Below are 15,784 nucleotides of genomic sequence, written 5' to 3' on the forward strand. Positions count from 1 at the left end.
AGGAAGCCGAACCCCGGGTCAAGCCCGGGGTGACGGGAACTTGTGGTGAGTAGCGTGGCTGCACTCGCTCCCGATCACGGCCTGCGCCCGGAGGAGAAGGCCGGGCTGGTGGTGGCGATTGCCGCCCACGTCGCGCTGGTCGCCTGGCTGATGCTCAATCCGCCGGCACCCGCGCCGCTGCCGGTGCCCGAACGGATGACCGTGACTATTTCGGACGAGGTGGCCGAACGCTCCACCTCGCCCGAACCGAAGGCCGAGGCCGCCCCGGCGGTGGCTCCGGTGCTGGCACCCGAACCCGCGCCGGTGCCTTCGTCGGTGGCCAGTCCCGCGCCGGTTCCCCAGCCGGTGGCCAAGGTGGCGCCGCAGCCGCTTCCCAAACCGGCGCCCAGGGCCATCACTCAGCCCGCGCCCCGGCCCGCGCCGCCCAAGGCCGCGCCCGCCGGCGGCGGCAGCCGGCTCGGCGCCGATTTCCTCAAGGGCGTGGCCGGCGGAACCACGCCGGGTGCCGCCGCCAAGGCGCCGCCGGCGCAAGCCTTGGGGGCAGGCGTGAAGGCAGCGCTGTCGGGCGCGATCACCCGGCAATTGAAGCCCAACTGGGTGGCGCCGCAGGGGGTTGATATCGACCAGCTGGTGACCGTGCTGGCCTGGGACATGAACCCCGATGGCACCCTGGCCGGCAGTCCGCGTGTGGTCGGCCAATCCGGCATCACCGACGCCAACCGTGCCCAGGCCCAGCGCCATGCCGAACAGGCGATCCGGGCGGTGCGGCTGGCCGCGCCGTTCCAGTTGCCCGCCGATCTCTATCCCGCGTGGAGGCACGTCGCCTCGTTCCGGTTCGACAGGAAGTTGTCGCAATGAAACTGCCCTACCTTGCCCTTCTCGCCCTGCCGCTGGCTGCCGCGCTGGCCGCCCAGCCGGCGCCTCCCGTTCCCGCTGCCGCCGCGCCGCCCGCCGAAGGGCTGACCGGATCGGTCTCCGACGAGACCCCCTGGCAGGACCTGGGCATCGCCATCCCGACCTTCCCGACCGACCGCGACGTGCCGACCGAGGCCAGCGCCGGCTCCACCGCCGCGCTGGGCCGCGCGGTGGCGGGCGTGATCACGGCGGACCTTCGCAACAACGGCCTGTTCAAGCCGACCGGCCCCGATTCGCTGCCCCAGCCCGGCTTCGGCCAGGTGATGGCGCCCGATTTCGGGGTGTGGTCGGGCCGGGGCGCGGAAATGCTGGTGCACGGCTATGTGCGCGGCAATGCCGACGGCACGCTGACCGTGGGCTGCTATCTCTATGACGTGCAGCTGCGCCAGCAACTGGTGAAGGGCGGCTGGCAGGTTGGCCCGGGCGAGTGGCGGCGGGCGGCGCACAAGTGCGCGGACCTTGTCTATTCGCGGCTTTCGGGGGAAAGCCCGTTCTTCGACAGCAAGATCGCCTATATCGCCGAGACGGGTCCGAAGGATCACCGGATGAAGCGGCTGGCGATCATGGATTCCGATGGCGCCAACCACCGCTACATCACCACCGGCCAGGCGATCGCGCTGACCCCGCGCTATGCGCCGGACTACAAGTCGATCCTGTATCTGAGCTATTTCAACGGCTTCCCCCGGATCTACGTCTATGATCTGGCCACCAACAAGCAGCGCCTGATCACCCAGAGCCGGAACCCCACCTTCGCCCCGCGCTGGTCGCCCGATGGCAAGTGGATCCTCTATTCGATGGCCCAGGGCGGCAATACCGACATCTACAGGATCTCCTCGGCCGGTGGCGGCACCCCGCAGCGGCTGACCAATACGCCCGGGATCAACATCGGCGGATCGTTCTCGCCCGATGGCAGCCGGATCGTGTTCGAAAGCGATCGTTCGGGCGCGCAGCAGGTCTATGTGATGAACGCCGACGGGTCTGACCAGAAGCGCATCAGCTTTTTCGGTGGCCGCGCCGCTACTCCGGAATGGAGCCCGCGCGGCGACCAGATCGCCTTCACCCATATCGCCGGCAATTTTCGTATTGCCGTAATGTCACCCACTGGTGGTAATATGCGAAGCCTGACCGATAGCTGGCAGGACGAGGCGCCGACCTGGTCGCCCAATGGCCGGATCATCCAGTTCTTCCGCACCGAGAAGGGCAGCGGGCGGACCGGGATCTGGCAGGTGGACCTTACCGGGCGCAACGAGCGCAAGCTGCCGACCCCGGTCGATGCCTCGGACCCCGCCTGGGGGCCGGTGCAGCAGTAAGGATTTCGGCCCACAGGGCGGCCGCACGATGACGAACCGACGCGAAGGAGACGACAGATGCCGCAAGTCACCGAATTCAAGGCCGGGCTGAAGGCCGGAACGCTTGTGCTTGCCGCCAGCCTCGCCGGGTCGCTGGCCTTGGCTGGCTGCACCCAGAAGGCTCCACCGGCCCTGCCGCCCGCCCCCCAGCCGACCACGGTGAGCGAGGCGCCCGCCGCCTCGACCGTGTCGACCCCCGCGCCCGGCAGCCAGGCCGATTTCGCCGCCCAGCTGATGGGCCAGGACACGATTCTGTTCGATACCGACAAGTTCGACATCGACCAGGCCGATGCCGCCGCCCTGCGCGCCCAGGCCCAGTGGCTGGCCCGCTATCCCGGCAAGCGCGCGACGATCGAGGGCCACTGCGACGAGCGCGGCACCCGCGAATACAACCTCGCCCTGGGTGAGCGCCGGGCCAATGCCGCCAAGAACTATCTCGCCAGCCTGGGGGTGGACGCCAGCCGGCTGACCACCATTTCCTATGGCAAGGAGCGCCCGGTGGCGCTGGGTTCGGACGAGGCGAGCTGGGCCAGGAATCGCCGCGCGGTGACCGTCACGGTTGATTGATCGGGCGTTCCCCTCCCCCCTCGGGGAGGGGGCGGCCGGCGCGCTTGCCGGAATCGGTTGAAGTCCATATCTGGCAGCGATGACCAAGGCCCGCCGCAACAATGACTGGGGTTTCCCGCGCTGGCGCGGATATGGCAGCGGCAGCGCGGCCGAGCCGGTGCGGATGTGCGACCGCGCCGGCTGCCACGAAAAGGGCGATTGCCCGGCGCCGAAAAGCCCCAACAGTCCGGAGCGCTGGTATTTCTGCCAGGCCCATGCGGCCGAATACAATTCTGGCTGGAACTACTTCGAAGGCCTGTCCGCCGAGGAAGCGGCCCAGCGCGAGGAGCGCGAGCGGTCGGACAATTCCGGCTACAAGGAAGCGGCCCACTATGGCTGGGGCGGCTCGGGCGATGGCAGCCGCAGCCGCGACGAGCTGAAGGCTCTCGACACGCTGGGGCTGGACCCGGACGCCGATTTCGAGGCGGTGAAGAAGGCCTGGCGGGCGCGGGCCAAGGAAGTCCACCCCGACCTCAAGCCCGGCGACGCGGCGGCGGCGGAAGAGTTTCGCAAGCTCCAGGTCAGCTACGAGGTGTTGCGGATGGCCGAGGAACGGCGGGAGTGGAAGGGCTGACGGCCTGCGTCGCGGGCAGCGGCCCCGGGGCAGGCCGGGGGCGATGTTCGCGGCATTCGTCGTCCCGGACTTGATCCGGGACCGCTGCCGGTTGCGAAGCTACGAGCCCGGCTCCGACGTTAGCCACCACCTGAAGACAGGCACCGGTCCCGGGTCGAGCCCGGGACGACGCAATCAGGCGATGAATTCAGCCAGGTCTGTCCATTCCGGATTGGCCGCCTCGATCAATTCGATCTTCCAGGCGCGCTGCCAGTTCTTGAGCTGCTTTTCCCGAGCGATTGCCTGGTCGATCGATTCGTGGGGTTCGACGAGCACCAGCCGGTCGAGGCCGTATCGGCGGCAGAATGTCGATCCCTTGCCCGACCGGTGGAGCGCGATGCGCTGGTGGAGATCGGCCGTTACGCCAATATAGAGTACGCCGTGGGCGCGGTTGGTCATGATGTAGGTGTAACCGCCCTGGCGCATGGGGGCAGTTTGGCTGGCTGCGGCCCCGGGTCAAGCCCGGGACGATGTTGGTGAAACGCAAAAGGCGCCCCCACGGGAGCGCCTCTCACGTTAGCCCAGGCTGATTGCCCGCGCCTTACTTGGGCGAGACGACCATCAGCATCTGGCGGCCTTCCATGCGCGGATAGGCTTCGACCTTGGCCACCTCGGCGATGTCTTCCTGTACGCGGCGCAGGAGGTTCATGCCGAGCTGCTGGTGCGACAGTTCACGGCCGCGGAAGCGCAGGGTCACCTTCACCTTGTCACCCTCGCCGATGAACTTGTGCATGGCCTTCATCTTCGTATCATAATCATGATCGTCGATGTTCGGACGCATCTTGATCTCCTTGATCTCCTGCGTCTTCTGGGTCTTGCGGGCGAGGTTGGCCTTCTTCTGCGCCTCGTAGCGGAACTTGCCCACGTCGAGGAACTTGCAGACCGGCGGATCGGCGTTGGGCGAGACTTCGACCAGATCGAGGCCGACTTCTGCAGCCTGCTCGATTGCCTCGCGCGTGTACATCACGCCGAGGTTCTCTCCGTTCTCATCGATGACGCGGACCTTGTCCGACTGGATGAGATTGTTGAAGCGAGGCCCGCTCTTGACGGGGGGCTGCATCGAGCGCCGGGGTGGGGGGGCTATTGTGGGTTCTCCTGTGACCGTTGAAAAGCTGCGCTTGCGCGCCCCGCCCTTAAAGCGAATCGCGCCCGACGGGAAGCGGGGAATATCGGGGTGGCGAGACGCGGCGTTCCGGCGTGGCGCAAATGGCGCAGTGGGGGGCGGGGAGCCCCCGCGATGGGCCTTATACCGCTTCCACTTCCACGGTCTGTTCGCCGGCGGCTTCGAGCAGGTGCTGCTCCACGTCCTTGAGCCGGGCCGGTCCATCGACCTTCTCGCCCAGGAGGTCGGTGACGTAGAAGGTATCGGCCGCGCGTTCGCCATAGGTGGCGATGTGGGCCGAGTGGACGATCAGGCGGCTTTCGAACAGGGCGCGGGCGAGGCGGTTGAGCAGGGCCGGGCGATCGCGGGCGTTGACCTCGATCACGGTGAAGCGGTTCGAGGCGGCATTGTCGAATTCCACCCGCGGGCGCACGGTGAAGGCCTCGGCGCGCGGGCGGGCAAGCGGGCGCGCGGCAAGCTGGGGAACCAGCTTGACCCGGTTGGCCAGGGCATCGGCGATCGCGGTTTTCAGCCGGGCCAGCTGGACTTCCTCGCCAAAGGGGCGCCCGAGCGGGTCCTGGACGAGGAAATTGTCGACCGCGGTGCCGTTTTTCGCGGTGTGGATGCGGGCATCGATGATGTTGCCGCCGGCCAGGTGGATGCCCCCGGCGATGCGGTAGAACAGGCCGGGATGGTCCGCCGCGATGACCGTGACCAGCGTGGCGCCTCGCGCGGCATAGAAATGGGTGGCGACATCGAGCGGCGCGCCCTTGGCCGTATCCAGCTGGACGAGGTTGAGCGCGATGATGTCTTCCGGCTCGGCGATCCAGTAGGCATCGGCCAGCTGGCTGCCGACCGTTTCCACCAGCTTGCCCTGCTTCTTCATCCGCGCGGCGACAGCCGCCTTCTTGGCCGCCACGCGCTGTTCGCGCCCGTGCTGGGCATGGCCAAGCCGCAGGCGTTCCTCGGTCTGGTCGAACAGTTCGGCGATGAGCTGGCGCTTCCACGAATTCCACACCCCCGGGCCGACCGCGCGGATATCGACGATGGTCAGCAGGGTGAGCGAGCGCAGCCGATCGAGCGATTGCACGACCGCGACGAAATCGGTGATGGTCTTCCAGTCGGCGAGGTCGCGCTTGAAGGCCGTGGCGCTCATCGTCAGGTGGGTGCGGACCAGCCAGGCGACCGTTTCGGTCTCGCTTTCATCGAGGCCGAGCCGGGGGCAGAGGCGGCGGGCCACTTCCGCGCCCAGCACCGAATGATCGCCGCGCCGGCCCTTGGCAATATCGTGGAGCAGCACGGCCATGTAGAGCGCGCGGCGCGAATGGATCTTGCCGACCAGCTGGGTGGCGAGCGGATGATCGCCGGAAAGATCGCCCTTCTCGATCCGCGAGAGCAGGCCGATGGCGCGGATGGTGTGCTCGTCCACCGTGTAGTGGTGGTACATATCGAACTGCATCTGCGCGTTGACCCGGCCGAAATCGGGAACGAACCGTCCGAACACCCCGGCCTCGTTGAAGCCGCGCAGGGTGCCTTCGGGATCGTGGCGACTGGTCAGGATATCGAGGAACAGGGCATTGGCGCGCGGGTTCTTGCGGACCGCGCCATCGATCAGCCGGGCATCGCGCGCCGCCAGCCGCATGGCTTCGGGGTGGACTTCCAGCCGGTGCTCGTCGGCCAGGGCGAAGATCTCGATCAGGCGGACCGGGTCCTGGCTGAACCAGTCGTCCGAGGGTACGTTGATCTTGCCGCCGAACACCTTGTAGCCCTTGACCATCCGCGCCCGGCTGCGGAACCCGGCGAGCAGGCCGCGCGGAGCCTTCCTGGCGAACTGTTCGTCAAGCTGGGCAAGGAACACGCCGGTGAGGTGGCCCACGCGTTTGGCCTGGAGGAAGAAGTACTGCATGAACCGCTCGACCGCGCTCTTGCCGGGGCGGTCGGAGAACTGCATCCGCGCGGCGACTTCGCGTTGGAGATCGAAGGTCAGCCGGTCCTCGGCGCGGCGGGTTATGGTGTGGAGGTGGCAGCGCACCGCCCAGAAGAAGTTTTCGGCCTTGCGGAAGGCGCGGTATTCGCTGGGGGTGAGCAGGCCCACGTTCACCAGTTCGCTGGCATCGCGCACGTGGTGGATATATTTGCCGATCCAGTAGAGCGTGTGCAGGTCGCGCAGGCCGCCCTTGCCTTCCTTGACATTGGGTTCGACGACATAGCGGCTGTCGCCCAGGCGCTTGTGGCGATCGTTGCGTTCGGCCAGCTTTTCCGCGACGAACTGGCGTTCGGTCCCCTGGACGACCTCGGCCCAGAAGCGGCGTGAGCATTCGTCGTACAAATCCTGGTCGCCCCAGACGTAGCGGCCTTCCAGCAGCGCGGTACGGATGGTGAGATCGGAACGGGCCATCCGCACCATCTCGTCGAGCGAGCGGCTGGACTGGCCGACCTTCAGCCCCAGGTCCCACAGGAAATAGAGCATGGCCTCGATCACCTGCTCGCACCACGGGGTCTGCCTGATCGGGGTGACGAAGGCGATATCCACGTCGGAATGGGGCGCCATTTCGCCCCGCCCGTAGCCGCCGACCGCGAGGATCGCGATGCGCTCGCCGGTGGAGCGGTTGGAGGCGCGATAGACATTGCCCACCACGTGATCGTGGATCAGGCGCACGAGTTGATCGACCAGGAAGGCCTGGGCGGCGGCGCATTCCGCGCCGGCCCCCGGCTTTTCCGCCAGGCGCCGGGCAATCTCGGCGCGGCCGGCATCGAGCGCGCCGCGCAGCAATTCGACCACGCGCAGCCGCGATCGCTCGGGGCCATGTTCGGCCACCAGGTCGGCAATGGCCGCGGCAAGGCTGCGGCGTTCGATGATCGCGCGCTGGTTGGCGATGCGGATGACGGTCAAGGCTGGTACTCGAAAAACGCGGGCTTCACCGCCGGAGGCTAGCAGCTTGGGCGGCGAAGGACAGGGGGAAGGTGGGTTTCGCGCGGCCGCAGGTTCCCTCCGCGCCCCGGCTGTGCCAGAACCGCTGCCACACAAGCCATCGCATGAGGATAGAGCCGGGTGATTGCCATTCTTGCTGCCGCCGCCCAGGGGATTGGCGCGCACGCGCCGCTCCAGTGGCTGGACCTTGGCCTGACCCGGGGGATCGACCTCGGGTTCTTCACCCTGCGCTGGTATAGCCTGGCCTATCTGGCCGGGATCGTGCTGGCCTACTGGCACGTGTCGAAGACCCTGAAGCTGGCCGGCGCGCCGATGGCCCAGCGCCATGCCGACGACCTGTTCTTCTACTGCACGCTGGGCGTGATCCTGGGCGGGCGGCTGGGCTATGCCACGTTCTATGCCCCGCAATTGTGGGCCGATCCGGCCGAGATGGCCAAGCTGTGGCAGGGCGGCATGAGCTTCCATGGCGGGCTGATCGGCTGCACCCTGGCCATGGCCTGGGTGGCTGCGCGCGGCGGCCTGAACTTCCTGCGCGTGTGCGACTGGGTGGCCGTGGCCGTGCCCTTCGGCCTGTTCTTCGGCCGGCTGGCGAACTTCGTGAATGGCGAGCTGTGGGGCCGGGTGGCCACCGCGCAGGTGCCCTGGGCCATGGTCTTCCCCGATGGCGGGCCGCTGCCGCGACACCCGAGCCAGCTCTACGAGGCCGGGCTGGAGGGGCTGGTCCTGCTGGTGGTGCTGATGGTGTTGTTCTGGAAGACGCGGGCGCGGTTCCGCCCCGGCCTGCTCACCGGGGTCTTCGTCGCTGGCTATGGCTGCGCGCGCTTCACGGTGGAATATTTCCGCGAGCCTGACGCCCAGTTGCAGGATTTCGCCCTGCGGACCGGGCTTTCGATGGGCCAGTGGCTGACCGTGCCGATGATCCTGCTGGGCGCGGCCCTGGTGGCGCGGGCGCTGGTCCGGCCGGCGCTGGGCGAGGGATCGCGCGGCGCGGTGGAGGCTGTGGCCCCGTGAAGTTCGGCCGCAAGAAGCAGGATCTCAAGGGGCCTGAGCTGGAGCCGCTGACCCAGGTCTTCGCGCGCCTCATCCACCATCACGGGCCGATCAGCCTCACCCAGTTCATGGGCGAGGCCAATGCCCGCTACTATGCGAGCCGCGATCCGCTGGGCAGCGCCGGCGATTTCATCACCGCGCCCGAGATCAGCCAGATCTTCGGCGAGCTGATCGGCCTGTGGCTGACCGACATCTGGCTGCGTTCGGGCCGGGCCGAGACGGTTCACTATGTCGAGCTGGGGCCGGGGCGCGGCACCTTGGCGCGCGACGTGCTGCGGACGATGGCGCGCTTTGGCCTCGCGCCCAAGGTCCACTTCGTGGAAACCTCGGTGGCCCTGAAGGCGATCCAGCTTGATGCGGTGCCCCAGGCGCAGTGGCACGATGATCTCTCCACCGTGCCGCAGACCGGGCCAATCCTGCTGGTTGGCAACGAATTCCTCGATGCCTTGCCGGTGCGCCAGCTGGTGCGGATGGAAACCGGCTGGCGCGAACGGATGGTGGGTTTCTACCAGGACCGCTTCCTGCCCGTGGCCGGCCACCTGCCGATGGAGGCCGCCGTCCCCGAGGATCGGCGCGAGGCTGCCGTGGGCACGATCATCGAGACCTGCCCCGGGGCGGCCGCCGTGGTGAGCGAGATCGCGCGGCGCCTGTGCACGCAAGGCGGCGCGGCCCTGCTGGTGGACTATGGCTACACCGAGGTGCGCGACGGCTCGACATTCCAGGCGGTGAAGGCGCACGAAAAGGTCGATCCGTTCGAGAACCCGGGCGAGGCCGATCTGTCCGCGCTGGTCGATTTTGCCACCCTGGCCGGAATCGCCCAGCACCACGGCGCGCGCTGGCTGGGCACCTTGGGGCAGGGGCAATGGCTGAAGGCGCTGGGCGCCGATGCCCGCGCCCGGGCGCTGGGCGAACTGGCGCCGCAACACGCCGCCGCGCTGTGGGCCGCCAAGGAACGCCTCTGCGCGCCCGAGCAGATGGGCACGCTGTTCAAGGTGATGGGCCTGGCCGCGCCGAACTGGGCCGAGGGCGAGGCTTTTGCCGGCCCGGCGGCCGGGGTCGAGGTGGAATAGCGGCTGCCCGGTTTCGGCATCGGGTGGCCGGAGGACGGGGCGCAGGCACAGGCACCGGAGCGGCTGGCGCATGGCATTCAGGGTTGGAATCATCGGATTCGGCATGGCGGCGCGCGTGTTCCACGCGCCGCTGATCCGTGCCGTGGCGGGGCTTGAGCTCGCGGCGGTGGCGTCCTCGCGGGCCGATGCCGTTGGCGCGGCCCTGCCCGGACTGCACGTGTACCCCGATGCGGCGGCCCTGATCGCGGATGCATCGCTTGACGTGGTGGTGCTGGCCACCCCTAATGCGACCCATGCCCCCCTGGCCACGGCGGCGCTGGAGGCGGGCCGGCACGTGGTCGTCGATAAGCCGCTGGCGCTCTCGCTCGCCGAGGCGCGGCCGCTGGCGGCGCTGGCGCGCGAGCGCGACCGGCTGCTGCTGACGTTCCAGAACCGCCGCTGGGACAGCGATTTCCAGACGGTTCGGGAGGTGTTGGCCGAGGGCGCCGTGGGCGAGGTGGTGCAGTTCCAGTCGACGATCGACCGATATCGCCCCGAGGTGCGGGCGCGCTGGCGCGAGGATGGCAGCCCGGGCTCGGGCCTGTGGCTCGACATCGGGCCGCACCTGATCGACCAGGCGCTGGTCCTGCTCGGCCGTCCCGATACCGTGCTCGCCGATCTGGCCGTTTTGCGCCCCGGCGGGCGCGTCGAGGATTTTGCCCAGGTTGTGCTGCAGTATCCCGGCCGGCGCGCCGTGTTGCAGGCATCGATGCTGGCCGCCGCGGCCGCGCCCCGGATGGTGGTTCACGGCACCCTTGGATCGCTGGTCAAGGCGCGGTCCGATCCGCAGGAGGCCCAGTTGGCCGCCGGCATGGTTCCGGGCGATCCGGGCTTTGGCGAGGATACCGACCCGCTGGTCCTGATCGATGCCGCCGGCCGGCGTAGCGAGCGGCCGGCGCGGCGCGGGTGCCAGGAGCAGTTTTACCGGCACCTGGCGGCCGCGCTGGCGGGCACGGGCCAGGCGCCCAACAGGCTGGGCGAGATGCTGGCCGTTCAGGCCGTGCTGGATGCCTCCTACCGCTCGGCCCGTTCAGGCCGTGCGATCGTGCCGGAGTGGTGGGACTGAGCGAGGTCAGACGTCGAGATTGGCCACGTTGAGCGCGTTTTCCTGGATGAATTCGCGGCGCGGTTCGACCACGTCGCCCATCAGGCGGGTGAAGATCTCGTCGGTCACGTCGGCATCTTCCACCTTGACCTGGAGCAGGGCGCGGTTGTCGGGATCGAGCGTGGTTTCCCAGAGCTGTTCCGCGTTCATCTCGCCCAGACCCTTGTAACGGGCGATGGCCAGCCCCTTGCGGCCGGCGGCGAAGACCGCTTCGAGCAGCTCGGAGGGGCGGGTGATCTGGTCGCGCGGGGCGGCGGCGCGGGGGGCGGAGGGCTGGTCCCCAGCCTCGTCGTCGGCGGTTTCGGCTTCCGGTTCGGGCGCTTCGGCGGCGGCGCCGCCCTTCACCAGGCGGACCGGCTCGGCATAGACTTCGACGTTCTCCACCGCGAGGCGGGCCAGCTTGCGCGCCTCGGCGCTGGCCAGGAAGCTCGGCTCGATCGGGTAGGCGTCGGTCACCCCGCGCCACAGGCGCTTGACGAGCACCCCGCCCTCGCCGGTGAGTTCCGCCGACCAGCGGGCATCGCGGTCGCCATTGTCGAGCCAGAGGACCGAGCGGGCGAGCGCGGCCTCGCGGCCGGAGCGATCGAGATCGGGGTTGAACACCCCGCCCATGGCCAAGGCCTCGATCACCGCGGGATCATAGCGGCGCGGCACGAAGCCCATCAGCGAGCGCAGGCGCAGGGCGTGCTCGACCAGGCCTTCCAGTTCGGCGCCGCCACGCTGGCCGCCGCTGGTTTCCAGCACCCGCCCGGCGAGACCGGCCTCGACCAGGTAGCGATCGAGCGCGTGGTTGTCCTTGAGATAGACCTCCGAGCGGCCCCGGGTCACCTTGTAGAGCGGCGGCTGGGCTATGAAGAGGTGCCCGGCGCGGATGATATCGGGCATCTGCCGGTGGAAGAAGGTGAGCAGCAGGGTGCGGATATGCGCGCCGTCGACGTCGGCGTCGGTCATGATGACGATCTTGTGGTAGCGCAGCTTGTCGAGGTTGAACTCGTCGCGGATGCCGGTGCCCATGGCCTGGATCAGCGTGCCGACTTCCTTGGAGCTGATGATCCGGTCAAACCGGGCGCGCTCCACATTCAGGATCTTGCCCTTCAAGGGCAGGATCGCCTGATAATGCCGGTCACGGCCCTGCTTGGCCGAGCCGCCGGCCGAATCACCCTCGACCAGGAACAGTTCGCACTTCGAGGGATCGCGCTCCTGGCAATCGGCCAGCTTGCCGGGCAGCGAGGCGATATCCATTGCGCCCTTGCGGCGGGTGAGTTCGCGCGCCCTGCGGGCGGCCTCGCGGGCGGCGGCGGCATCGATGATCTTGCCGATCACCGCCTTGGCATAGGCGGGGTTTTCCTCGAGCCACTCGGTCATCTTGTCGCCCATCAGGCTTTCGAGCGGCTGGCGCACTTCGGAGGAAACCAGCTTGTCCTTGGTCTGGCTGGAGAACTTCGGGTCCGGCAGCTTGACCGAGACGATCGCGGTGAGCCCCTCGCGCATATCGTCGCCGGTGAGGCTGACCTTTTCCTTCTTCAGCAGGCCCGATTTCTCGGCATAGTTGTTCAAGGTGCGGGTCAGCGCGGCGCGGAAGGCGGCAAGGTGGGTGCCGCCATCGCGCTGGGGGATGTTGTTGGTGAAGCACAGGACGTTTTCGTAGTACGAATCGTTCCATTCCAGCGCGACATCGATGCCGATGCCATCGCGCTGGGCGCTGATCGCGATCGGATCGGGGAGCAGCGCCTGCTTGTTGCGATCGAGCCACTTCACGAAGGCGGCGATCCCGCCCTCGTAATAGAGGTCATGCTCCTTCACCTCCTCGCCGCGCCTGTCGCGCAGGAGGATGCGGACGCCGGAATTGAGGAAGGCCAGCTCGCGGTAGCGGTGTTCGAGCTTGTCGAAATCGTAGACCGTGATGTTCTTGAAGGTCTCGTCCGAGGCGAGGAAGGTGACCCGGGTGCCCTTCTTGGGGGCGCCCTTGCCGTTGTCCGGAGCGGGGCCGACCACGCGCAGCGATTCCACCGCATCGCCGTGGGCGAACTTCATCCAGTGTTCCTCGCCATCGCGCCAGATGGTGAGTTCGAGCCATTCCGACAGGGCGTTGACCACCGAGACGCCGACGCCGTGGAGGCCGCCCGAAACCTTGTAGGCGTTATCGTCGGAGGTGTTCTCGAACTTCCCGCCGGCGTGGAGCTGGGTCATGATGACCTCGGCGGCGGAGACGCCTTCCTCGGCATGGATGCCGGTGGGAATGCCGCGGCCGTTGTCCTCGACCGAAACCGAGCCATCGGGGTTGAGCTCGATCAGGACCAGGTCGCAGTGGCCGGCGAGCGCCTCGTCGATCGCGTTGTCCGAAACCTCGAAGACCATGTGGTGCAGGCCCGAGCCATCGTCGGTATCGCCGATGTACATACCGGGCCGCTTGCGAACCGCATCCAGCCCCTTGAGGACCTTGATGGAATCGGCGCCATAGGCGTTCTGGTTCGGGGTGTTGGCCGCCGGCGTGTTTTCAGGAGTTTCGGACATGGCGGGCATATAGGGACTCGCGCGCGCGGGCGAAAGCGAAATGGCCCGCGCCGTCCACAGGATTGCGGCCCCGTGGATCGTGAATGATATGTAATATTGTATCATGTTGCGCGCTGCGATAGGAGGCGCCCCGGGCTTCAGGAGACCAGACCCATGCGCCGCCTGCCATCCATCGCCTCCAGCCTGCTGGCCCTGGCCGCTGCCGCGCCCATCTTCGCGGACCCGGCGGCGGACGGCAGCGCCGACCCGCACGACCATGTCCCCCAGGAGATCGTCGTCACCGGCGCCTTGCGGCAGAGCCGGCTCGATGCCTTGTCGGGCGTGGCGGTGATCCAGGGGGCCAGGCTGGACCAGGCGATCCGCCCATCGATCGGCGATACGCTGGAACATACGGCGGGCGTTTCCTCCACCTCGTTCGGGCCGACCGCCTCGCGCCCGGTCCTGCGCGGGATGCAGGGCGAGCGGGTGCGCCTGCTGACCGACGGGATCGGCGCGATCGACGTGTCGAACACCTCGGCCGACCATGCCGCCGTGGTCAATCCGTTGCTGGCCGAACGGATCGAGGTGCTGCGCGGGCCGCAATCGCTGCTCTATGGCGCCTCGGCCATCGGGGGGGTGGTCAACGTGATCGACCGGCGGATTCCGACCAGCCTGCCGACCGAGCCGGTCCATCTCGGCGCGGTTGCCGGCTATGGCTCGGCGGCGCATGAACGGTCGGCGGCGGGGTCGGTGGAGGTTCCGCTGGGCGGCGGTTTCGTGGCCCACGGCGATGGCTCGTATGACAAGTCGGACGACCTCGCCATCGGCGGCTTCGCGCTGACACCCACCCTGCGCGCCCAGGCGTTGGCGACCGCCGCGTCGGGGTTGGGCGATCCGGCCATCGCCTATGCGGCGAACGCGGCCCAGGCCGGCGTCCTGCCCAATACCGCGGCGCGCACCTGGACCGCGGGCGGCGGCCTTTCCTACATCAATGACCGCGGGATGCTGGGGGCGAGCTACACCCACAGCGACAGCCTCTATGGCGTGCCGGTGCGCCTCGCCACCCGCCCCGGCGATGGCGAGGAAGCGCCGCGCCTTGCCATGAGGCAGGACCGGCTGGACCTGCGCGCCGAGGTGAAGCCGGGCGGCGCGATCGACCACGTGCTGTTGCGCGCCGCCTGGGCGGACTATCGCCATTCCGAGCTGGCCCCCGATGGCAGCGTGGGCACCACCTTCCTCGACAAGGGAATCGAGGCCCGGCTGGAGGTGGCCCAGGCCCGGCGGGGCGGCTGGCAGGGGGCCAGCGGCGCCCAGTTCGTCAACCGCGATTTCGACGTGATCGGCGACGAGGCCTTCCTGCCGAAGAACGGAACGCAAGCCTTCGGCCTGTTCACGGTCCAGCAGGTGGAGCTTGGCGGGTTCAAGCTGGAGGCCGGCGCGCGCTTCGAGCACACGCGGATTGCCGCCATGCCCGGCCCGGCCCAGCCGCAGTTCGCGGCCGGCGCGCGGCGGTTCGATACGGTTTCGCTGTCGGGCGGGGCGGCGTGGGCGGTCAGGCCGGGCTGGCGGCTGGGGCTGAACCTGTCGCGCACCGAGCGCGCCCCGGCGGCGGAGGAACTGTTCGCCAATGGCCCCCACGCCGGCACCGAGGCCTTCGAGATCGGCAATCCCGCCTTCGGGATCGAGCGGGCGACCAGCCTTGAGGCAATCCTCAAGGGCGGCGATGCGGATTTCGGGCTGGAGGCCTCGGCCTATTACACCTGGTTCGCCAACTTCATCTACGATGCGCGGACCGGCGCGGTGATCGACGGCCTGCCGGTCTACCAGGGCCGGCAGGGCGATGCGCGATGGCTGGGCTTCGAGGTGGAAGGCCATGCCACCCTGGCGCGGCTGGGCGGATGGACCCTGGCGGCCGATGGCCTGGCCGATGCGGTGCGCGCGACGATTTCCAGCTATGGCCCGGCCCCGCGCATCCCGCCGCTGCGCCTGCTGGGCGGACTGGAGGCGAAAAGCCGCAAGCTCGACCTGCGCGCCGAGGTGGAGCAGGTGACCGCGCAGCACCGGGTGGCCCCGAACGAGACGCCGACCCCGGCCTATACCCTGATCAATGCCAGCGCATCGTGGCGGCCCTGGGGCGAGGACCGGCCGCTCAGCTTCACCCTTTCGGCCAACAACCTGCTGGACGTGGCGGCGAGGCGCCACGCCTCGTTCCTGAAGGACTACGCCCCGCTGGCCGGGCGCGACATCCGCCTGACGGCGCGGCTGGAGCTTTAAACTCTGTTTCAGTCAAACTGAAACAGATGCGGCACCGGCCCGCTCCCGGCCCGTTTGCACATGGACATCCGGGGGATGTCCATGTGGTAGGGGGGCGACCACCCAACGATAGTACCCTATGGGTGGTCGGGCGGGGGAGCGGGCCGGTGCCGATTCCACGTAAGTGGAAACGACTCTAGGGTCCGTACTCAATAAGGTTGCGCGGGAGGCTGTTGGCTGATTCAAGGTGTCCGAGG

General features: G+C 68.5%; 12 protein-coding genes. 8 read left to right on the top strand and 4 right to left on the bottom strand.

The genetic code is table 11. The features are described 5' to 3' along the window. Nucleotides 1-45: 45 nt before the first annotated feature. The 4 genes from ACFOD9_RS13560 (at nt 46) to ACFOD9_RS13575 (ending at nt 3,444) form a co-directional block, all read left to right on the top strand. Nucleotides 46-858, top strand: coding sequence for a hypothetical protein (locus ACFOD9_RS13560; protein ID WP_379510659.1), 813 nt, complete (start codon nt 46-48; stop codon nt 856-858). Then, nucleotides 855-2,225: a Tol-Pal system beta propeller repeat protein TolB gene (tolB, locus tag ACFOD9_RS13565; RefSeq protein WP_379510660.1), complete on the top strand. Its 1,371-nt coding sequence runs from the start codon at nt 855-857 to the stop codon at nt 2,223-2,225. The genes ACFOD9_RS13560 and tolB overlap by 4 nt, the downstream gene beginning before the upstream one ends. A gap of 57 nt (nt 2,226-2,282) precedes the next feature. Next, the gene (gene pal, locus ACFOD9_RS13570; RefSeq protein ID WP_379510661.1) at nt 2,283-2,831 is read left to right on the top strand and encodes a peptidoglycan-associated lipoprotein Pal; all 549 of its coding nucleotides are present in this window, start codon (nt 2,283-2,285) and stop codon (nt 2,829-2,831) included. A gap of 79 nt (nt 2,832-2,910) precedes the next feature. Next, entirely contained in the window at nt 2,911-3,444 is a 534-nt protein-coding gene (locus ACFOD9_RS13575) for a J domain-containing protein (protein WP_379510662.1), read from the top strand. 174 nt (nt 3,445-3,618) lie between these two features. On the opposite strand, the gene ACFOD9_RS13580 is transcribed toward ACFOD9_RS13575, so the two are convergent. The 3 genes from ACFOD9_RS13580 to ACFOD9_RS13590 all read right to left on the bottom strand — a co-directional run bounded on the left by ACFOD9_RS13580 (nt 3,619) and on the right by ACFOD9_RS13590 (nt 7,478). After that, the gene (locus ACFOD9_RS13580; RefSeq protein ID WP_379510663.1) at nt 3,619-3,909 is read right to left on the bottom strand and encodes a GIY-YIG nuclease family protein; all 291 of its coding nucleotides are present in this window, start codon (nt 3,907-3,909) and stop codon (nt 3,619-3,621) included. Nucleotides 3,910-4,024: 115 nt separating this feature from the next. Continuing rightward, a complete protein-coding gene (gene infC / locus ACFOD9_RS13585) occupies nt 4,025-4,543 on the bottom strand; it encodes a translation initiation factor IF-3 (protein ID WP_379510664.1) in 519 nt (172 codons plus the stop codon). Nucleotides 4,544-4,727: 184 nt separating this feature from the next. Further along, entirely contained in the window at nt 4,728-7,478 is a 2,751-nt protein-coding gene (locus tag ACFOD9_RS13590) for a [protein-PII] uridylyltransferase (protein WP_379510665.1), read from the bottom strand. A 159-nt stretch (nt 7,479-7,637) separates the two neighbouring features. Here ACFOD9_RS13590 and lgt point away from each other — a divergent pair, with 159 nt between their 5' ends. The 3 genes from lgt (at nt 7,638) to ACFOD9_RS13605 (ending at nt 10,742) form a co-directional block, all read left to right on the top strand. Continuing rightward, entirely contained in the window at nt 7,638-8,528 is an 891-nt protein-coding gene (gene lgt / locus ACFOD9_RS13595) for a prolipoprotein diacylglyceryl transferase (protein WP_379510666.1), read from the top strand. Further along, complete coding sequence (locus ACFOD9_RS13600; protein ID WP_379510667.1) at nt 8,525-9,637, top strand: class I SAM-dependent methyltransferase; 1,113 nt, start codon at nt 8,525-8,527, stop codon at nt 9,635-9,637. Before lgt ends, ACFOD9_RS13600 begins: the two co-directional genes overlap by 4 nt. A 70-nt stretch (nt 9,638-9,707) precedes the next feature. Next, on the top strand, nt 9,708-10,742 hold the full coding sequence (locus tag ACFOD9_RS13605; RefSeq protein WP_379510668.1) for an oxidoreductase: 1,035 nt from the start codon (nt 9,708-9,710) through the stop codon (nt 10,740-10,742). A 6-nt stretch (nt 10,743-10,748) separates the two neighbouring features. Here ACFOD9_RS13605 and gyrB read toward each other — a convergent pair whose 3' ends face one another. Further along, on the bottom strand, nt 10,749-13,295 hold the full coding sequence (gene gyrB / locus ACFOD9_RS13610; RefSeq protein ID WP_379510669.1) for a DNA topoisomerase (ATP-hydrolyzing) subunit B: 2,547 nt from the start codon (nt 13,293-13,295) through the stop codon (nt 10,749-10,751). A 153-nt stretch (nt 13,296-13,448) separates the two neighbouring features. Between gyrB and ACFOD9_RS13615 the strand changes: the two genes are divergently transcribed. Continuing rightward, the gene (locus ACFOD9_RS13615) at nt 13,449-15,548 is read left to right on the top strand and encodes a TonB-dependent receptor (protein ID WP_379510670.1); all 2,100 of its coding nucleotides are present in this window, start codon (nt 13,449-13,451) and stop codon (nt 15,546-15,548) included. The last annotated feature ends 236 nt before the right edge of the window (nt 15,549-15,784 follow it).

Origin of the sequence: Novosphingobium bradum, assembly GCF_042646485.1 — a bacterium.
GTDB lineage: Bacteria > Pseudomonadota > Alphaproteobacteria > Sphingomonadales > Sphingomonadaceae > Novosphingobium > Novosphingobium bradum.

What these genes read in the sequence shown, in the direction of transcription:
- tolB (WP_379510660.1), top strand. Translation starts at nt 855, where the DNA reads ATGAAACTGCCCTACCTTGCCCTTCTCGCCCTGCCGCTGGCTGCCGCG.
- pal (WP_379510661.1), top strand. Translation starts at nt 2,283, where the DNA reads ATGCCGCAAGTCACCGAATTCAAGGCCGGGCTGAAGGCCGGAACGCTT.
- ACFOD9_RS13575 (WP_379510662.1), top strand. Translation starts at nt 2,911, where the DNA reads ATGACCAAGGCCCGCCGCAACAATGACTGGGGTTTCCCGCGCTGGCGC.
- ACFOD9_RS13580 (WP_379510663.1), bottom strand. Translation starts at nt 3,909, where the DNA reads ATGCGCCAGGGCGGTTACACCTACATCATGACCAACCGCGCCCACGGC.
- infC (WP_379510664.1), bottom strand. Translation starts at nt 4,543, where the DNA reads ATGCAGCCCCCCGTCAAGAGCGGGCCTCGCTTCAACAATCTCATCCAG.
- ACFOD9_RS13605 (WP_379510668.1), top strand. Translation starts at nt 9,708, where the DNA reads ATGGCATTCAGGGTTGGAATCATCGGATTCGGCATGGCGGCGCGCGTG.
- gyrB (WP_379510669.1), bottom strand. Translation starts at nt 13,295, where the DNA reads ATGTCCGAAACTCCTGAAAACACGCCGGCGGCCAACACCCCGAACCAG.
- ACFOD9_RS13615 (WP_379510670.1), top strand. Translation starts at nt 13,449, where the DNA reads ATGCGCCGCCTGCCATCCATCGCCTCCAGCCTGCTGGCCCTGGCCGCT.